Source organism: Fibrella rubiginis (genome assembly GCF_017353185.1).
In the GTDB taxonomy this organism is placed as follows: domain Bacteria; phylum Bacteroidota; class Bacteroidia; order Cytophagales; family Spirosomataceae; genus Fibrella; species Fibrella rubiginis.
The window spans coordinates 358,305-377,366 of sequence record NZ_JAFMYV010000003.1; the positions used below are offsets into that span (position 1 = coordinate 358,305).

The following is a 19,062-nucleotide window of genomic DNA, read 5'->3' on the forward strand; positions in this document are numbered from 1 at the left end:
GTGGATGCAAAACCAATATGAAACCATACATACTCTTTTTCTCACTGTTGCTAACCGCAACCGCAGCCTTCTCCCAGACGGGCGTTCTGCGCGGCACCATCCGCGACGGCAAGACCAACGAAGCCATTATTGGTGCCACCGTACAGATTATGGGTACGGCCACACCCATCGGCGGCAGCACCGACGTAAACGGACAGTTTGAGCTAAGCAAAGTACCTGCCGGGGTGCATAGCGTTCAAATCAGCTATGTGTCCTACAAAACCAAGACGGTCCCCAACGTGCGGATCGAATCAGGCAATTCAACGGTGCTGGAAACTGATTTGGTAGAAGACAACCAGCAGTTGCAGGAAGTAGTGGTGCGGGCCGGACGAGCCACCAACACCGAAATTGCCGTAGTGACCGAGATCAAGCAGATCAAGGCCATGGCCGTAGGGGTGTCGGCGCAACAGATTCAGAAATCGCAGGACCGCGACGCCGCCGCCGCCATCCGCCGGGTGCCGGGCGTCAGTATTGTCGATAACCGGTTTGTGCTGATTCGCGGCATGGGCGCCCGCTATAATTCGGTGCTTATCAACGACGTCATCACCCCGTCGAGTGAAGTCGATACACGCTCGTTTTCATTCGACCTCGTGCCCAGCAACATCATCGACCGGATGATCGTGTACAAAACGGGGCTGGCCGAACTGCCGGGCGATTTTGCGGGCGGCGCCATCAAGATTTACACCAAACGCCGTCCCGAACAGAATTTCTTCGACGCGGGCCTGACCATCGGTTACCGGGGCAATACCACCGGCCAGTCTGTGCAGACCCACAGCCGGGGTGGCCTGAACTGGCTGGGCCTCTGGAGCGCCGATCAGCAGATTCCGAGCAGTTTCCCGGCCCGTGCGGGTGACTTCAACAACCTGAACTCACTGCAACGCGCCGCCTATGCCCGCCTGCTACCCAACAACTGGGGGATGGAACAGGCCATGGTAGCCCCCGACATCCGGCTGGCGCTGAATTTTGGCCGCCGGTTCGACGTGGGCGACGTGCGCATCAGCAACCTTACGAGCATAAACTACGCCATGACCAATCAGGCCACGACGACCGACCTGAGTGTTTACGACAGCGAACTAGCCGCCAACGTACCCTCACAGCGGTACGTCGACAACGGGTATGCCCGCGGCACCCGGCTGGGTATTCTGCACAACTGGTCGGCCCGGATTTCGCCACTGTTCAACCTGGAGTGGAAAACACTGTTTAACCAGCTCAGCACCACCGAAACCGTAGCCCGCACCGGGCAGCAAATTGCCAACGACCTCGACGTGCGTAGCTATTCAGAGCGCTTCGAAAACCGCAGTATCCTAACCTCACAGCTGGCTGGTGAACACACCATCAATGATCTGACTAAAGTCAACTGGATTGGCAGTTTTGGCTTCACGGGCCGCTGGGAGCCTGACTGGAAGCGGGTGCGTTACATCCGGGCACTGGGCACCACCAACCCGTTTGTGATTGCCACACCGCAAGACCCCACCCCCAACGAAGTAGGCCGGTTCAACTCCATCCTGCACGAGTACTCGTATTCAGGTATTGCCAACATCGAGCATACGTTTGGCAACCCCACCGACCGCGAACCGAACCGGATCAAAGCCGGCGTGTATTACGAACAAAAAAACCGTGATTTTGCCGCCCGTTTCTACGGCTACAACTCCGTGGGCGACAACTCGATCAACGTGCGGTCACAGGAGCTTGGTCAGGCCTTTTCGTTCCAGAACGTGAATGGTTCCAACGGACTCACCCTCCGCGACGGCACCCGCGACCTGGATTCGTACCGGGGCCTGAACACCTATTATGCGGCTTACGTGAGTGGCGACGTATCGTTTGGTGCCCGTACCAACCTGACGGTGGGTTTCCGGGGAGAGTATAACGATCAAAGCGTGCGGGCTAACATCGTCAACGTCGACACGCGGCTGGTGTCGAACAGGATTTTCAGCCCGCTGCCCTCACTCAACCTGACCTACAAGCTCACTGACCGGGCCAACCTCCGGCTGGCCTATTCGTCGACCATCAACCGGCCTGAATTCCGGGAGCTGGCCCCGTTCAACTACTACGATTTCAACCAGTTAGCCGACATTCGGGGTAACACCACGCTGACCACCGCTACAATTCAGAACGTCGATGCCAAGTGGGAATTCTACCCCACATCGGGCGAACTGATCTCGGTGACGGGCTTCTACAAGCACTTTAAAAACCCCATTGAATCGCTGCTGTTGCTGCAGCCCAACAGCCTCGCCTACACGTTTATGAACGCCCAGTCGGCGCAGAACTATGGCGTGGAAATCGAGGTGCGCAAAGGCTTTCCCAACGCGGCCAGTGCTTTCCTGAAAAACCTGTCGGTGGTGGGAAACCTCTCGCTGATCAAGAGCAAAGTGACCGTAGGCGACGTGGTTACCGCACCTGACCTGGGCGGCGAAATACAGCAATACCGCGGTCTGACGGCCAACGAACGTCCCCTGGCCGGGCAGTCGCCTTACCTCTTCAACGCCGGTTTATACTATGCCGCCCCCAAATCGGGCTGGCAGGGCAACATCCTCTACAACGTATTCGGTCAGCGGGTGTTTGCGGTGGGCAACGCGCAGAACCCCACCATCTACGAGATGCCCCGCCACGTAGTAGACCTCAACCTGAGCCGCACGTTTGCTAACCGAATCGAGCTGCGGCTGGGTATCCAGGACCTTCTGAATCAATATGTGCGCTTCGCGCAGGACTTCAACCGCGACGGTGTCATTGGCAAAGACGTAACCTCACAAACCGCCAATGCCGACCAGGACGTGCGCAAGTTCCGCCGGGGCAGCTACTATACCGTATCAGCCATTTACACCTTTGGTCGCCGCGTGATCGTACCGTAACGGGTGCGATTGGGGTACGAAAAACTTTTCCATCAACTCAAGTCAACCCCTTATGCAAGTAGCCAGCAAACTCGCCTACGCACTGCTCATCCTTTTCGGACTAACCATTGCGTTCAGCGCCTGCAAGAATAACGACCAACCGGCCCCGGTGTTGGGCATTACGGGCATCAGTCCCGCCACGGCCCCTGTTAATGGCACGGTGGCTATTACGGGCACTCAGTTTAGTGCCACACCCGCCAGCAACACGGTAACGTTTGGTGGTAATGCCGTGGCCGAAATTCTGTCGGCCTCAACAACGCAGCTGGTAGTACGGGTACCCGCCAACGCACAAAGCGGGGCTATTTCAGTAACAACCGGCGGGCAAACCATTTCCAGCACGCAGGTTTTCTCGCTGGGTACGCGCGCTGTTGTGCCAAAGTCGCTCACCATAACGGCCAACGAAACCTGGACGTCCGATAACGTTTATCAACTCAACGGGTTTGTGTATGTCCGGTCGGGGGCCACCTTAACCATTCAGCCGGGCACGATCATCAAAGGCGGCGGCCGTGATGCAGACCCATCGGGACAGCAAAAAGGGGGCACCCTGATTATTGAAGCCGGGGCTAAGATTGACGCCCGCGGCACAGCCACCAACCCCATTGTATTCACATCGAGCAAGCCAGCCGGCCAGCGGGGCTACGGCGACTGGGGCGGCATTGTCCTCATTGGCAAAGCGCCGATCAACCAGCCGGCAGCAACGGGCTTCGAAGGGGGCATTTCGGGGCAGACGGGCAGCTATAGCGACGTTAACGACAATTCAGGCATTATGCAGTATGTGCGGATCGAGTTTCCCGGTATCGCCCTGCTGGCCAATAGCGAAATCAACGGCCTGACGCTCTACGGCGTGGGTGCCGGTACCACCATCGACCACATTCAGGTGTCGTATTCGGGTGATGATTCCTACGAATGGTTTGGCGGAACGGTCAACATGAAGTACCTGGTAGCCCTGCGTGGTTTCGACGACGACTGGGATACCGACTGGGGGTATTCGGGTAAAGTACAGTATGGCGTAGCCCTGCGCGACCCGAACGTAGCTGACCAATCGTCGTCAAACGGGTTTGAATCAGACAACTTCAAAGACAACGGCCAGCCTGCCACCGGCCCCAATGCAGGCTTACCCCTGACGAGTCCGGTGTTTGCTAACATGAGCAATTTCGCCTTCAGCAGCACACCGTCCAACGCCGTCACGGCGGGTGGTAGCGGTCCGTACCAATCGGGAATGCACCTGCGCCGCAACACCACCATCAGCATTTTCAACTCGCTGCTGGCGGGCTACCCGGAGGGGCTTCGTTTAGACAACGGCACAGCACCCGGCAACGGCACCGCCGCTAACATAGCTGCGGGTACGCTGCAACTGCGGGGCATCGTGCTGGCCAACGACGAGATTCCCAACTCGACCACGGTGGTGCGTGGGGCGGGCGGCATTACCAATGCCCAGGCGCAGGAGTTCTTCAATACAGCGGCGTTTGGCAACAAAATCGTGACGGCAGCCGACATTGCCACCCTGCTCTTCAACCCCGCCACGTTCACCCTCACCGGTCCCAACTTCCTGCCCGGTACGGGCTCTCCCCTGCTTACGGGTGCTGTCTGGGACGGCAAAGGTGCCGACGCGTTCTTTACCAAAGAACCTTTCCGCGGTGCTTTCGGCACGGCCAACTGGACTGCCGGCTGGACCAACTGGGACCCGCAGAATACCCCTTACAACTGAGTTTATTTAGTTCAATTCATATTGGTGTCGCGAAAAAGACCGGAGGCTTTGCTTCCGGTTTTTTTATGTCAGCGACAACTTCATACCCTCGTGTGAGGTCACAAACCCCAGCGACTCGTAAAAGCGCAGGGCGTCGGGACGCTTCTTGTCTGTAGTGAGTTGCAGCAGGTGGGCACCGCGTTGTTTGGCCCGATCGATGGCATACTCGAAAATGGCCGTTCCCAGACCCCGTCCGCGGTGCGTTGCTTTCACCCGAACGGCCTCGATCTGCGCCCGGATACCACCCTGGTAAGTCAGGTATTGGATGAACGTAAGGTGAAACGTGCCCACTACCTCGCCGCCCAGTTCCACCACCGTTAGCTCCTGTTGCGGATCTGTGTGGATAACGTCAAAAGCCTGTTGATAACTAGCCGGCAAGGGCAGTTGAAACGCTTCACGCCCAGCGCCAAGTACATCATCAGCCAGGAGTTGCACAATGGCGGGTAGATCAACTTCGGTGGCTAGGCGGTAGGTCAGGGCCATGTAGAATTAAGGTTGATGTAGGTATGAAAGGGGCATATCCCAACAGATATATAGCCCAGCGAATAGCCAGTAAAGCATGCCTGTGGCATGCTTTACCACAAAAAAACGCCCCGCAAGTGCAGGGCGTTTTTTGATTACCAATATGAGATTAGAAGATTGCATCAGAACAGCAACCGGGCTCCGAACTGCATTTGCCAGCGCGAGGCCAGTTGGTCGATTGAATAGGGCGCCGTAGGGTTGCTCCAGCGGAAGGTTGGGTCGCCGGTGGCGGGGTTGGTGATCCGGCTCAGGCCCACCGAGGCGGTCGAGTTGAACGTGTTGGGCGAGAAGTAGTAGTAGCCCAGCTTGTTATCGATCAGATTCAGCACGTTGAAAATGTCGTAGTTGATCTGAAGCGCTTTGCGGCCTCCCAGCTTGATTTCGTGCAAAAAGCGCAGATCCATGTTATTGTTCCAGGGAGTGCGGCCCGTGTTGCGCTCGGTGAAGTTGCCTTTGCGGGTGCTCAGGTACGGATCAGCGTTAACGTAGTTCAGGAAGTTCTGGGCCTGCGTAGGGTCGGGGATCAGCTTTTGCGCTTCGGTCAGATCACGCGGAATGTAGGCCAGACCAGCCGCCTGCGCCGTACCAGCCGTGTTGGCGTTGACATAACCCCAGGTGAACGGGCTGCCCGACTGCGCCGAATAAAACAGCGTGATCGTGGTGGCGTTGGTGGTGTTCCAGTTCAAACGGTAGTTCACATTACCCACGATCCGGTGCCGAATGTCGAAGTTCGAGTAAGCCAGTTTGGGGTCGTTGGGCGTGAGTGACTGATTCAACTGCCAGTTCGACTCCATCGAGTTCCGAATACCGTTTGAAATGTCGAATGCTTCGCCGTAGGTATAGGCCGCCGAGAAACCAAAGCCCGTAGGAAACTGCCGTTGCAGCTGAGCTGTGAGGCTGTAGCGGTACCCTTTGTTGGTGTTGCTCAGCATGTAGGCGTTTGAGAAATTGCTGTTAATCCGTTGCGCCCCTGCCGTACCGTTGCGGGCCAGGTAGATCGGCTGCTGACGGTCAACATCATAGCTATAATACCGCACCGTGTCTTTGGTGTTCACCTGCTGGAACTTGATGTCCTGAATTACCTGCGTATACAGGGCTTCCAGCGTCAGTTTGTAACCGCCCACCGTGTAATCAACGGCCAGGTTGTTCCGCCACATCTGCGGCATCTTGAAGTTGTTGTCGATTAAGTCTACCTGCGTGGTGCGCGTACCGGCGTTGGCCGCGTTGAAACCAGCCGCACCGCCGGTTTTCGGGTCGAGGGGATCACCTTTGGGGCGGGTGGCGGCAGCCGTCGTGGCAATGTTGTTATAATCATACGCGCCAAAACCTACGCCGTCGTTGTAGTAGGCATAGCCCAGCCAGGCAAACGGAATCCGGCCCGTAAACGTACCCGTCCCACCCCGAATCACCACGCTCTTATCGCCCTTCACGTCATAGTTAAAGCCCAGCCGAACAGACGGTTGCAGGATGTTCAGAAACTTGTTGTTGATCTGGTTAATGGGCGTAGCCGTGGTGTAGGTAGTACCGTAGTTACGGTCGAGCACCGTGGCGGGCACCTGCGGGTTCAGCGTGGGTTGGCTGCCCAGACCCGAATAGTCGAGGCGAACACCCGGCGAAATCCGCAACCGGTTGGTTAGCTGAATATCATCCTGGAAATAGACGCTCAACAAATTCACGTTGAACCGGGCGTAGGGGTTATTGAACTGGTAGTCGCGGTTGTTCTGGTCGCCATTGAAGGCATATGACCCGCGAACCCGATTGGGTTGTTTGCTCAAAAACGCATCCAGTGCCGAAGTGGTAGTGGTTACGCCCGCCGTGGTTGTGTTGAAATCGCTGTAGGCAATACGGCCGTTCAGCGAGTTCACAAAGCCGTAGTCGATACTATACAGTTCGTTGTGGGTGCCCACCGTGAAAGCGTGTTTGCCCTTGAAAAACGACAGGTTGTCGGTAATCTCGAAGGTGTTCTGCTTCATGTTAAACACAGTAGCTTCGCGGTCATTACCCAGCAAAATGGTGCCGCCGTTGTAAGCAATTTCCACCTGCGGAAACGACGGCTGGTTCGAGAGTGGCGTGCGGTAGTCGTGAATGGTTGAGTACCCCAGAATCAGGCTGTTCGAGAAACCCAGCGCGCCACCAAACCGGCTTTTCAGTTCGGCGACGGTGCTGCTTTGGTTGTTATTCTGCCGGAAGTCGATGCTGCCGAAGCGGAAATTCTGCGCGTCGCGCTCCAGGTTGGTAGCCTCTGAAAAGACCGTGTTGTTACGGAGCGTTAACTGATGCTTGTCGGAGATATTCCAGTCGATGCGGTTGAAGAATTTCACACTACCCGAATAGATGCTGTAGGGCGATTGAAACGATCCTGCATCGAGGCCGTAATTCTGCTGCACAAAGTCGCTGATGCGTTGTGCCACAGCGGCATCTTTGATAAGCGACCCTGCCGTGCCCGCCTGAAACAGCACCGGGTCACGGCGGTTGGTGAACTCTTCGTTGGTGAAGAAAAACAGTTTGTTCTTGATAATCGGTAGCCCCACCCGGAAGCCCGTTTGCAGGTCGTGGAACGAACTGGGTACGGCGTTATTGGCCCCGTCGGCGGGGCTATACTGACCCACCAGACCGGCAGACCGCCCATACGCGTAGACCGAGCCCATCACGTCGTTGGTACCCGACCGCGTCACGGCGTTGACCGAGCCACCCAAAAAGTTACCAATCTTCACGTCGAACGGGGCCAGGTACACCTGCACGTCCTGGATGGCATCGAGCGAAACCGGGTTAGTGCGTGTGCTTGAGCCCGGCTGCCCCGACGACCCCGACTGCCCACCCAGCGACGGGCTGAACCCGATGGCGTCGTTGTTGATCGTACCGTCGATGGTGACGTTGTTATAGCGGAAGTTGGTGCCCGCAAAAGAGTTGTTGTTGCTGGCCTGTGGTGTCAGGCGCGTTACGTCCTGAAACGAACGCGAGAGCGTAGGCAGTTGACGAATACTCTGCTCGCCAATGTTGATGCCCGCGCCCTGCTTGTCGCCACCGCGATTGGCCGTGATGACTACTTCAACAAGGGTTGTATTTTCGTCGACCAGCGTAACGTCATTACCCGCGTTAGCACCCAGTTGCAGCGTCACATCGCGGCGGGTTTCGGTCTTGTAGCCCACAAACGTGATGACCACTTCATAGGGACCACCGGGGTTGGCGTTGAAGATGCGATAACGCCCGTCGAGGTCAGTGGTGGTGCCGTACTTAGTGCCGGTCGGCAGGTTGGTTAGCTGGACGGTAGCACCGGGTAGCCCTTCCCCTTTTTTGTCTGTAATACGCCCTTCATACGAACTTGTAGTGACCTGAGCAAAAGTATAACTAATTGATAAACAGCAAAATAACAGTATTGATAAAGCCTTCATATCGGGTGATTTTAACACCACAAAGGTGGACGGACCACATTAGGCCGAGGTTAAAAAGTCGGCCAAACACTGTTATCAAACTGTTAAATCAACGCGCTACATTTAAATCATAGTTAATAGTATCTGACGTTCTGCCACGCCTTAAGCCCCGCCTGCTACTAACATAACCTCTTCATTTCTGACCGAGATTGGCGTTTCGGTCTGCCAACAACCTATATTGACTGTAAGAGGCGTCCCTATCTCGTTACGCTAGTCAAACCACTTCTCCCACTCGGCACTTTCTGCCCGTTCCAGCAGTACCAGGCCGGCTTCGTCATAAATCATGTGCAGTCCCACAAATCCCAAGTGCTCATTCAGCAGGTCGTCGAGGGGGGCGGTGCCGGTGATGCAGGTGTCGAAATACCAGTCGAGGGGGTCATTAGCTACTTCGGCCACGATGGCGCGGTAATCGGCGTAGGTGTAGCCGATAAAGGGTTTACCAAAACGCACCCACAGCAGCCGCATTACGTCGTCGAGGGAGCGGGTATGGTTTGTTTGTCGGCGGAGGTGCAGGTCCAGAATTAGCGATACGATAGCCCCCTTATGATACACCGACACTTTGCGGTCCGGAACGCCCTTCACGTAACCGTCGAGCCAGAGGTCATACGATGATTCGGTAAGCGACAGGGCGGCGTGGCTGGCCTGCTCGAAATGCCGTTTCAGAATTACCAGCAACTCTTTCAGGTAGGCTTCATCGTCGAAAACACTGGACCGGCGCAGCATCAGGTCGCCGTAGTAGGTAGTGATGCCCTCGGCCACGAAGCAGGTGGTAAAGTAATTCTCGCGGGTGAGATCGTAGGGCAGCAGTTCGGCGGGACGAATACGGCAAATGTTCCAGGTGTGAAACAACTCGTGTGAGGCCACGCCCAGCAGGTCTACATACAGCCCCTCCCCTTCCGTATCGGGACCCAGCACCAGATGCGTACTGTTGCGGTGCTCTACCCCGTGGTAATACGCCACGGGCAAAACGACCGTCAGAAAATGGTAATCGGCAGAAGGAAACTCACCAAAAAGTCGGATCTGCGCCTCGGTGAACCGGGCGAAATCGCGGCTCATCCGGGCGGCATCAAAGGCACCCGGCCAGTTCTGAATCCAGATGGTCATGGGTACGCCCGCTACGGCATACTCTACCGCCCAAACCGATCCCGATGCAATAAACGGACTATCAACCAACGCATAATAGTCGCTGGCAGTCAACGTCTTATGTTCATCTAACAGACCACCTGCAAGTTGCCATTGGTCGGGAACAGCCAGTGTGAGGGTACACGGTTCAGCCAACCGGCCTTCGGCGTAGACGCAGAGATTAACGGGGTTTACGCTCCAGAAACGCTCGTCGGCGTAGCTGCTGCCCGCATCAAGTTTATGGTCGCCTGCCAGCAAGCCAAAGTAGTTGTAACGGGCTTCGATGGCCGTTGCTCCCGCCGTTTCCACACGCCACCGGTCTTTGGTCACCTTCCAAACCCGCAACGCATGTCCATCCTGATCGACCACGCCAAACGTCCGGATGTTTTTGGCAAAATGCTGCAACTCATACCGGCCCGGTCGCCAGGCGGGCAATTGTAAATCAACCGTATCACCCACCACATCATCGACCCGGCAGGTTACGGCAAACGAAGCGTCGGCAAGGGCAGCGAGGGTGTAGTGCATAAAGTGGGTTACAGGTTCAATGGCTAACGTTTAACGTTATTTCGCACTTAGCCGGGTAGTACGCGAAGCAACGTTAAACGTTAGCCATTGAACTGTTTTAGTCCAGATCAATATAGTACGGTTCTTCGGCCATTTCGTCGAGAGCGGCTTGGGCAACTACGGCGTCGTTTCCCTGTTCGGTGACATCGGTTTTTGCTTCCTGAATCCGCTGGGCAAACAACCCGGCAACGGTTAGAGCCAATGCACCGGCAACACCCGCCACGAGGTCGTTCCGGCCATATTGCTTGGCGGCCACGCCTGTGAACCCCGCCACAAACGGCAACAGGTAGTAGGGATCGTTCAGCTTTTTCGACACCGCCAGTCCAATGCCACCCAGAATGCTCAGCGCACCCACGGCATAGGGCTCGGCCTGTTTGTGGCCTACCCGGTAACCCGCCTCGATGAGCAGATTGGTAACGGCCAGCCCCGAAGCTACAGTGGTCCAGCCTGCGTACAGACCAACCGTGCGCTGAAACGTTTTTTCGGGCTCGTCTACCTCCGTTTTGCCTACTTCCAGCGCCTGGTGGAGGCCAAGCACGGTGGGTAGCTGGGCTATTGTGACCACATTAGCCGCCACACGGGCGCTCTTTTCGCCATGCGAAAACAAGCTGCCATACACGGCATTCAACACGTAGTTGGCCACCAGCCAGGGGCTTGCCTTTTCGTAACGCTCGTTGTTGACCTGTGACGGCAGGGCCTGATGCACCGCCAGGCCCAGGGTCCCCGCATAAATGCTCGACCACATAACGGGAAAGGTAGCGTTGGCCGGGGTGGTGAGGTTGGCGTCTAGTTCGCCTTCAAAAACGGGTGCTACTTCACTACTCTTTTTGCGGTTTCGGCGACTCGTCAGCCACGAGGTGCCGATAATGCTGCCCACGACCAACACGGCGGTGGCCCAACGACTAATTTTTGTGTTTTCCATGACATAGCCGCCGAAGCGGAGGTTGAGTTAGTTAACTACCTGAACTAACCCGACCCATGCTGGCAATGTTGGAAAAAAAGGAGGAAAGGAGGAAGGCAGGAACGGAGGAAAGGATGGCTGGCGCAAGTGTATTGCTCTCGCGCCAGCCATCCTTTCCTCCGTTCCTGCCTTCCTCCTTTCCTCCCTTACACCAACTCCCCCTTCATATAAAGCTGCACCTGCCCCGAAATGTCGACGCGGCTGCCGGTGGGGGTGTCGTGGAGTTTGCAGAGCAGGTAGCCGCCCCGCTTAGAAAGCTGGCGGGCGGTGAGGTCTGTTTTGCCAAGGCGTTGGCCCCAATACGGTGCCAGCGTGGTATGTGCCGAGCCTGTCACAGGGTCTTCGTCGATGCCCGACTGTGGCCCAAAAAACCGCGACACAAAGTCGACATCGGTGCCGGGCGCGGTCACGATGACCCCGCGGGCGGGTACGTTGGCCAATTCCCGAAAATCGGGTGAAAGTGCTTCTACATCAGCCTGGGTAGCATAAACGACCATGAAATCCGTTTTGCCCCGGTGAATTTCCAGCGGCTTTGGGCCACCCAGTCCACCGGCCAGCGCGGGTGGCTGCACGGACGATTTCAGCAGCACGTCGGCGGGGAAATCGAGGGTGAGCCAGCCCGACTCACCGCGACAGACCCGCAGCGGCCCACTTCGCGAGTCGAGGGTGATGTGGTCGGCTTCGGGTTTTTCTTCCAGGAAAAAGATGACGTAGCCCGTGGCCAGGGTAGCATGCCCGCATAGGTCCACTTCTACCGTGGGGGTAAACCAGCGAATGTGGTAGCCGGTGGCGGTGCGGATGTAGAAAGCGGTCTCGGCCAGGTTATTTTCGGCGGCAATGGCCTGCATCCGGGCGTCGGGTAGCCAGGTGTTCTGGTCGGTGAGGGGCACCACCGCCGCCGGGTTACCCGCGTAGAGTTGGTTGGTAAAAGCGTCTAGTTGGTAGATTGTCAGGGTAGGCGTCGGTGTCATTGGAACGAAATAGACAGGGTTTGTACCGTAGGATTAAGTTGTTGCAGGGCTGTGTTGTTCGACAGAAATTCAATATCGCCCATGACCGCTTCGAAAAAGGCCTGCTGGTTGTCGGGTACGTCGTGATCGAAGCCAAACGTAGCGCCGATAAACGTTTTGCCAGTTTTGGTTTCCAGGCTACCACCCCGCCAACCCGACGACTGCCCGCCGTAGTCCCATTCAAATCCATACAGATTGAAGGGTTTGCCGTTGATGGCTTCCACGTCGCGGAGTGTGCTCCCCACGCGCAGACCGTCGGCGGTGGCCCATTGCACGGTTTTTCCGGCAGCACCGGGCAGCAGGTCGTTGTTCTCGTCGCGGGCGGGCCGAATCAGCACCGTTTCGGGGCGGGCAAACCGCTTCTTATCGCGCCATAGCACATGCGCCTGGTCAGCGGTGTTGCGGTAGAGCGTAGTGCCGATGTCGAACTGGCCTTCTACGGTATAAATCGTGTCATGCACCACGTTGGCTTTACCCAGCAACCGGATCAGGCTGGCTTCACTGGCATCGGCCCGGATGGGGCCAACCTGCTGGCCGGGAACAATCAGAAAATCAGCCGACAGATCGTTGCTCTGCTCCATTTCCTCGGCAATATCATCGTCGCTGGCCACCGCCAGCAACCGGGCCGTATCGGTCATGGCGACTTCAGACGGCGCGCTTTTGCGTCCCTGACAAGCCAGGAAGACAACTGATAAAGCGAGTAATGTATAGGTGATTTTCATGGGCAAAAGAGGTGAGAGACAAGAGGTAAGAAACAAGAGACAAGAAATAAGGAACGGAAGAGACTCAACCATCTTGCCTCTTGAATCTCATCTCTTGCTTTTCCGCTCCCTACACAACGGCCTCGCGAAATGGTTTAATATCTATTTTGTCCCAGACGCCCCGCTGAATATACGGCTCATTGGCCTGCCAGTCGCGCAGTTGCGCTTCGGTCTCGAAATCGAGCAGCATAACCGAGCCAATCATCTGACCATCAGGACTAAGCAGCGCCCCACCAAGAATAAACTGCCCACCGGCTTTCAGGCGGGCGGCCCCGGCAAGGTGGTCGGCCCGGACGGCCATGCGGCGGCTGAGGGCGTCGGCATCGGTATGGTCGTAGGCATGAACAAGGTATTGCATAACAGGCTGGAATTAGGTCGGTTGGCAAGATACTGATTTGGCCGAATGTAGCGCAGACTTCAGCATGTTTGCGCTACATTCCCTTATCTAAGCTGCACACGTAGCTTTGCATACTATGAGACACGTTTTCCTTAGCCTGACCTTTCTGGTTACCAGTCTGTCTGCCTTTGCCCAACGCCCGGCGCTTACTATCGAGACCATCATGCAGGACCCTAAAAAATGGGTCGGCACCGCCCCGTCGGGGGTGTTTTGGGGCGACGATTCGCGGACGATCTATTTCAACTGGAACCCCACCGGTGCGGGTGAAAAAGCCCTCGGCGATTCGCTCTATAAAATTGACTTAACAGGTAATCGCACACCCGTGAAAGTGACCATTGCCGAACGGCGGTTGTTGCCTACCAGTGAAGAAAAAGTGCTTTACAACCGCGCACGGACGTTTCGGCTCTACGAAAAGTACGGCGACCTTTACCTGCTCGACCGGCGGGCCGGGCGGGTGCGGACCCTTACCAACACCGTTGAACGGGAAAGCAACCCAGCCTTTTCGGGCGATGAGACGGCCGTAATCTACACCCGCGCCAGCAACCTGTATCGCCTCGATCTGGCTACGGGCATGACTGATCAACTAACCAATTTTGACCCGGCCAAAAAACCTGACGCTACTAAGGCCAACGACCAGGAGTCGTGGCTGCGGAAAGACCAACTGGCCCTGTTCGACGTGCTCCGGCTGCGCAAAGCCAAACGCGAGCAAGGTGAACGCAGTACCAAATCAGAAGCCCCCCGCCGCCCCAAAACGATCTACACCGACGGACGCACCGTGACCAATGCCAGCCTCAGCCCCGACGGGCGCGTGGTTACCTACGCGCTGATGAAAGCCCCCACGGGTGCCAAAACAACCATTGTGCCCAACTACATGGCCGAGTCGGGCTTTACGGAAGACCTGCCCGCCCGCACCAAAGTAGGCGCGCCCCTGGCGGCAATGGAACTGATGGTGTATGACATTGCCCGCGACACGGCTCTCTCGGTGAGCCTTGCCAACCTGCCCGGCATCACTGACAAACCCGATTTTCTGATGCCCGCCGCCGTTACCAGCGGCTCGGCTACGGTGGCGGGACAAGTATCGGTGGCCACCAGTGAAAAGGCCGCGGGAGCGGCTGCGACAAAAGACACCACACGGCAGAGTTCAGCCAAAAAAGGGCCTACAGCGGCTAACCGGGCCGTTTTTGTCAGTGTGCCGGTCTGGGCCGAAGGTGCCGCTGCCCAGTACGCCGTGCTGGTGGTGCGGGCCGTAGATAACAAAGATCGCTGGATTATGCTGCTCGACACCGAGAAACCCACCGTGCTTAAGCTCCTGGATCGGCAGCGCGACGAAGCCTGGGTGGGTGGTCCGGGCATTGGCGGCGGAGGCGGCGCGGGCACACTCGGCTGGCTCGATGCACAAACAATTTATTTCCAGTCCGAGGTGGATGGGTATTCGCATCTGTATAGCCTGAACGTGCTGACGGGCGAAAAAAAGCAGCTAACCAAGGGCAAATTTGAGGTACAGCAAGTGACGCTTTCGGCCGACAAAAAAACGTTTTACCTCACCACCAATGAAGTTCACCCCGGCGAACAGCACCTCTACCGCATGGCCATAACCGGCGGCGACCGGGTGCGCCTGACCACGATGACCGGTGCAAACGAGGCCATACTCTCCCCCGACGAAACGCAGATTGCCTTCCGCTATTCGGCCAGCAACAAGCCGTGGGAGTTGTTTTTAATGGAGGAAAGGAAGAAAGGAGGAAAGGGTAAAAAAAGCCAGGTTGACAGCGCATGGATGGGGCCGATTCAACTCACCACCAGTACGACGGAGGCATTTCGGGCGTATGCGTGGCGCGAGCCGCAGGTGCTTACCATACCCGCCCGCGACGGCGAACCGATCTATGCCCGGCTCTACAAACCGGCCCCTGATGCACCAGTGAAGGCTACGGGCAAAGCCGTGATTTTTGTGCATGGGGCGGGGTACTTGCAGAACGCGCACAAATGGTGGAGCCAGTATTACCGCGAATATATGTTCCATAACCTGCTGGTAGACAAGGGCTATACGGTGCTCGACATCGACTACCGGGCCTCGGCGGGGTATGGTCGTAACTGGCGCACGGGCATCTACCGATTCATGGGTGGCAAAGACCTCACCGACCATGTGGACGCGGCAAACTGGCTGGTGAAAACGCAGGGTATCGACGCCAACCGGATTGGCATATATGGCGGGTCATACGGTGGGTTCATCACGCTCATGGCCATGTTCACTACCCCCGACGTGTTCAAGGCCGGTGCCGCGCTTCGCCCCGTAACGGACTGGGCCGCTTACAACCACGGCTACACCAGTAACATCCTTAACGAACCTTATGCCGATACGCTGGCCTACCGCCGGTCGTCGCCGATTTACCACGCCGCCGGACTGAAAGGCCACCTCCTCATCTGCCACGGCATGGTCGACGTGAACGTGCATTTCCAGGATGCCGTCCGCCTCACTCAGCGCCTCATCGAGCTAAAAAAGGAAAATTGGGAGCTGGCTCCCTACCCCGTCGAAGACCACGGTTTCGTGGAACCCACCAGTTGGATGGACGAGTACAAACGCATTCTGAAGCTATTTGAGGAGCGATTGTAAACTAGTTGATACGGAGTGCATGCTGGTTGGCTTCGCGCGTCGTGCCCTTCGACAGGCTCAGGGTGACGGGAAACTAGAGTCAACGTACCTGAACTGCTTCAGATGGCCTGTCACCCTGAGCCTGTCGAAGGGCACGACGCGCGAAGCCAACCAGCATGCACTCCGTATCAACTAACTTACGCTTACTATTTATCATAGACCGTTATGAGCACTTCATCAATGCCTGGAAGCAAACCTTCGGTTAGCAACCGTCTTCAACATCTGCTGGAAGCAAAGGAAAGCGAACCTGTTTCGGTAATGAAAGACGAGCTTGACTAAATCATTGAGCGCGACCAATTACGAATAAGCAAGGTGCTTTGGGTACGTGAGTTGGACCTGTTCTTATTTGTCCTCACAAATCGGCGAATCATCAGTCAGCCTTTGTCGATCTATCCAGTACTGCAAGTCGCGTCCGATGAGCAGCTGACCGATTACATTCTGACCACTTCGGGGGTGCATTGGCCCAGTTTGGACGCTGATTTGAGCTTGAGGGGACTGCTCATACAAGAAGCTGTGAAGCCCACGCCCATAGTCAGCTAATCACCGTTTCGTGGAGCCTATCAGTTGGATGGACGAGTACAAACGCATTCTGAAGCTATTTGAGGAGCGGTTGTAAATGTGCAGTATATTGCATATTTAAACAATATATTGCTTCATACTTGTTAGATGTTGTTTATGTTTGCCTGATGTGCAATACATTGCACATCAGGCAAACATAAACAACACTCACTTTGGCCACTGTCAGTATCAACGACGCAATAGTTCGTCGTCGGCAAAATCTTGGTATCCGCCAAGCCGATCTAGCCAGTTTGGCGGGTGTCAGTTTGCGGACGCTAATTGCTATTGAGCAGGGAGCGGCTAATCCGTCTATCGATACATTATCAAAGATCGTTGACGTACTTGGTCTGGAACTGACCCTCACAGTGAAATCATGAGAAGCGCAACGGTTTTCCTGAACGATGTCGTTGTTGGGCATCTCAATGAAGAAGAATCTGGCTATTCGTTTTGCTACGATGAACGGTTCCTGGCAACGCCCGATGCCCGGCCAATTAGCCTGACATTACCCTTGTCGTCATCGATGTATCAGACGGCGTACCTGTTCGCGTTTTTCGTAGGCTTACTTCCTGAAGGCTATAACCGATCTGTACAATGTCGCTTGTTGAAGATCGACGAAAACGATGATTTTGGCTTGCTACTAGCCGTGGCCCATACCGATACGATCGGGGCTGTTCGGGTGGTGGCCGCTTATCCCACTGGCCTATGAACCTGACCGAATGTCCTTCTTTATTGCAGTCAGGCTACCGAACCTACAGCCCAAAGGCCCTGAAGCAACTGTTCGATGGCGCGAAGGTGAGCCATACACTTCCGTTTCTGCACCAAGATATTCGGCGGAGTATTTTTCAATCAACCGGACCAAGCACGCCGCGACTGTCCATTTCGGGTGTGCAGGAGAAATATGGCCTGGTTCGTCATGAGAGATCTCTCCTCTTGCCAACCAGCAACGAACGGACCCAATATATCCTTAAACCCATTCCATCTGATTTAGACAACGCTACTGCCGTACCGGCTAATGAGCACCTGACGATGCAGATTGCTGGTCAGGTATATGGTATTGTCACGGCAGCCAACGGTCTTGTTTTTTTCGACGATAACGAGCCAGCTTTATTGGTCCGGCGGTTCGATGTGAAGCCCGACGGCAGCAAACGGCGGCAGGAAGATTTCGCCTCATTGTCGGGCCGCACCAAACAATCGGCAGGGCCTGATTTTAAGTATGAGGGTAGTTATGAACAGATTGCGCGATTGATTCATCAGTACCTGCCCGCTGCCCGGGTCGAGATTGAAAAATTCTTCCGGCTGGTGCTGTTCAACTACCTATTCTCTAACGGCGACGCACACCTAAAAAACTTTTCCATACTTGAAACCACCGATGGTGATTTTCTGCTTAGCCCCGCCTACGACCTCATCAACACCAGCCTGCACGTACATGACTCGGACATGGCCCTAAAAGACGGCCTCTTTGCTGACGACTATGCGACGCCGGGCAGTGAAGTCTACGGCTATTATATCTTCGATGATTTTCTGGAGTTCGGTCTGCGCATTGGCATGATGGAAAAGCGCATCCGTCAGCAGATGGCCCCGTTTCAGCAAGATCAGCCACGGGTGCACACCCTTATTGGACGGTCGTTTCTGAGCGAGGCGGATAAAGTAACGTACCTGGCTTCCTACGAATCACGGTTGAAACGACTAACGTATTCATTTCAGAATAGACTATAACTACTCAGTAGGTTTACTTATCTTGCCAGTACGCATTCAATACTTACTGGCTTGTCTATGTCAACACTCTACCGATTATTGGTTGTAGCCCTGCTGTGGCCGTATACCTGCTTAGCCCAATATAACCCCAACGTAACGGCCAAAGCCACGCCCGTCTGCGAAGGGCAACTCATCTACCTCTACGCCCAGTGGACACCGCCATCCGCGGGCACCACCGCTACCTTCTTCTGGAGTGGCCCCAACAGCTTTACCAGCAGCAGTTTTACGCCCTCGGTACCCTACAGCTCAGCGGCCATGAGCGGCCCATATAGCCTGACCATAGCCTATACCGGCACCAACACCGGCTTTGCCACCAGTAGCGTAACCCCCGCCCTGGGTACGCCCAAAGTGAGTGCCCTGGGGCGTACTACAGATTCACCTTACTGGTCAAAGGCAGTAGTCGCATGCGCACCCAGCAGTTTATCCTTAACCGCCGACTTCCAGGGGCATCCGGCCTCGACAATTTATCTCTGGACTGGGCCAAACAGTTATTCCAGCAATAGCCGATCACCCGTAGTTACCGGATCACTCGTACCCGCGGGACAGTATATTCTCACGGCTACGTTTCCAGGTACGTGTGGCACAGTAAAGGATACCGTCTCGCTGTCGCTACCACTATTACCAACGGTGAGTGCGACATCCTCAACTGGTAGTGGAGCT

15 protein-coding genes are annotated in these 19,062 nt (G+C 55.9%); 8 read left to right on the forward strand and 7 right to left on the reverse strand.

Annotation, left to right across the window (positions count from 1 at the left end):
- Positions 1–17 precede the first annotated feature (17 nt).
- Positions 18–2,888, forward strand: coding sequence for a TonB-dependent receptor (locus J2I47_RS08405; protein ID WP_207364118.1), 2,871 nt, complete (start codon positions 18–20; stop codon positions 2,886–2,888).
- A 52-nt stretch (positions 2,889–2,940) separates the two neighbouring features.
- Entirely contained in the window at positions 2,941–4,635 is a 1,695-nt protein-coding gene (locus tag J2I47_RS08410) for an IPT/TIG domain-containing protein (protein ID WP_207364119.1), read from the forward strand.
- A 63-nt stretch (positions 4,636–4,698) separates the two neighbouring features.
- On the opposite strand, the gene J2I47_RS08415 is transcribed toward J2I47_RS08410, so the two are convergent.
- The 7 genes from J2I47_RS08415 to J2I47_RS08445 form a co-directional block, all read right to left on the reverse strand.
- Positions 4,699–5,157 carry a GNAT family N-acetyltransferase gene (locus tag J2I47_RS08415; protein WP_207364120.1) on the reverse strand — a complete coding sequence of 153 codons (459 nt, stop codon included), beginning with the start codon at positions 5,155–5,157 and terminating at the stop codon, positions 4,699–4,701.
- Between the two features lie 161 nt (positions 5,158–5,318).
- Positions 5,319–8,588, reverse strand: a complete 3,270-nt coding sequence (locus J2I47_RS08420) for a TonB-dependent receptor (protein WP_207364121.1) — start codon at positions 8,586–8,588, stop codon at positions 5,319–5,321.
- Between the two features lie 249 nt (positions 8,589–8,837).
- Positions 8,838–10,274 (reverse strand): M61 family metallopeptidase, encoded by a 1,437-nt coding sequence (locus J2I47_RS08425; protein WP_207364122.1) that lies wholly within the window; start codon positions 10,272–10,274, stop codon positions 8,838–8,840.
- Positions 10,275–10,371: 97 nt separating this feature from the next.
- Positions 10,372–11,235, reverse strand: coding sequence for a TspO-related membrane protein (locus J2I47_RS08430; protein ID WP_207364123.1), 864 nt, complete (start codon positions 11,233–11,235; stop codon positions 10,372–10,374).
- 185 nt (positions 11,236–11,420) lie between these two features.
- Complete coding sequence (locus tag J2I47_RS08435) at positions 11,421–12,245, reverse strand: PhzF family protein (protein ID WP_229374413.1); 825 nt, start codon at positions 12,243–12,245, stop codon at positions 11,421–11,423.
- The gene (locus J2I47_RS08440; RefSeq protein WP_207364124.1) at positions 12,242–13,006 is read right to left on the reverse strand and encodes a hypothetical protein; all 765 of its coding nucleotides are present in this window, start codon (positions 13,004–13,006) and stop codon (positions 12,242–12,244) included. Before J2I47_RS08440 ends, J2I47_RS08435 begins: the two co-directional genes overlap by 4 nt.
- Before the next feature lie 109 nt (positions 13,007–13,115).
- A complete protein-coding gene (locus J2I47_RS08445; protein WP_207364125.1) occupies positions 13,116–13,403 on the reverse strand; it encodes a YciI family protein in 288 nt (95 codons plus the stop codon).
- A 115-nt stretch (positions 13,404–13,518) separates the two neighbouring features.
- On the opposite strand from J2I47_RS08445, the gene J2I47_RS08450 reads away from it, so the two are divergent.
- The 6 genes from J2I47_RS08450 to J2I47_RS26780 all read left to right on the forward strand — a co-directional run bounded on the left by J2I47_RS08450 (position 13,519) and on the right by J2I47_RS26780 (position 18,674).
- Positions 13,519–16,050, forward strand: coding sequence for a S9 family peptidase (locus J2I47_RS08450; protein ID WP_207364126.1), 2,532 nt, complete (start codon positions 13,519–13,521; stop codon positions 16,048–16,050).
- A gap of 351 nt (positions 16,051–16,401) precedes the next feature.
- Entirely contained in the window at positions 16,402–16,629 is a 228-nt protein-coding gene (locus J2I47_RS26990; RefSeq protein ID WP_374759900.1) for a DUF2442 domain-containing protein, read from the forward strand.
- A gap of 191 nt (positions 16,630–16,820) precedes the next feature.
- A complete protein-coding gene (locus tag J2I47_RS08460) occupies positions 16,821–17,024 on the forward strand; it encodes a helix-turn-helix transcriptional regulator (RefSeq protein ID WP_207364128.1) in 204 nt (67 codons plus the stop codon).
- Positions 17,021–17,353 (forward strand): HipA N-terminal domain-containing protein, encoded by a 333-nt coding sequence (locus tag J2I47_RS08465; protein ID WP_207364129.1) that lies wholly within the window; start codon positions 17,021–17,023, stop codon positions 17,351–17,353. Before J2I47_RS08460 ends, J2I47_RS08465 begins: the two co-directional genes overlap by 4 nt.
- Positions 17,350–18,363 carry a HipA domain-containing protein gene (locus tag J2I47_RS08470; protein WP_207364130.1) on the forward strand — a complete coding sequence of 338 codons (1,014 nt, stop codon included), beginning with the start codon at positions 17,350–17,352 and terminating at the stop codon, positions 18,361–18,363. Before J2I47_RS08465 ends, J2I47_RS08470 begins: the two co-directional genes overlap by 4 nt.
- A 188-nt stretch (positions 18,364–18,551) precedes the next feature.
- A complete protein-coding gene (locus J2I47_RS26780) occupies positions 18,552–18,674 on the forward strand; it encodes a hypothetical protein (protein WP_262899005.1) in 123 nt (40 codons plus the stop codon).
- The last annotated feature ends 388 nt before the right edge of the window (positions 18,675–19,062 follow it).

Bases quoted from the DNA above. Each gene is read 5' to 3' on its own strand.
- J2I47_RS08405 (WP_207364118.1), top strand. From the start codon at position 18: ATGAAACCATACATACTCTTTTTCTCACTGTTGCTAACCGCAACCGCA.
- J2I47_RS08440 (WP_207364124.1), bottom strand. From the start codon at position 13,006: ATGAAAATCACCTATACATTACTCGCTTTATCAGTTGTCTTCCTGGCT.
- J2I47_RS08430 (WP_207364123.1), bottom strand. From the start codon at position 11,235: ATGGAAAACACAAAAATTAGTCGTTGGGCCACCGCCGTGTTGGTCGTG.
- J2I47_RS08470 (WP_207364130.1), top strand. From the start codon at position 17,350: ATGAACCTGACCGAATGTCCTTCTTTATTGCAGTCAGGCTACCGAACC.
- J2I47_RS08465 (WP_207364129.1), top strand. From the start codon at position 17,021: ATGAGAAGCGCAACGGTTTTCCTGAACGATGTCGTTGTTGGGCATCTC.
- J2I47_RS08435 (WP_229374413.1), bottom strand. From the start codon at position 12,245: ATGACACCGACGCCTACCCTGACAATCTACCAACTAGACGCTTTTACC.
- J2I47_RS08410 (WP_207364119.1), top strand. From the start codon at position 2,941: ATGCAAGTAGCCAGCAAACTCGCCTACGCACTGCTCATCCTTTTCGGA.
- J2I47_RS08445 (WP_207364125.1), bottom strand. From the start codon at position 13,403: ATGCAATACCTTGTTCATGCCTACGACCATACCGATGCCGACGCCCTC.
- J2I47_RS08420 (WP_207364121.1), bottom strand. From the start codon at position 8,588: ATGAAGGCTTTATCAATACTGTTATTTTGCTGTTTATCAATTAGTTAT.
- J2I47_RS08425 (WP_207364122.1), bottom strand. From the start codon at position 10,274: ATGCACTACACCCTCGCTGCCCTTGCCGACGCTTCGTTTGCCGTAACC.
- J2I47_RS08415 (WP_207364120.1), bottom strand. From the start codon at position 5,157: ATGGCCCTGACCTACCGCCTAGCCACCGAAGTTGATCTACCCGCCATT.
- J2I47_RS08450 (WP_207364126.1), top strand. From the start codon at position 13,519: ATGAGACACGTTTTCCTTAGCCTGACCTTTCTGGTTACCAGTCTGTCT.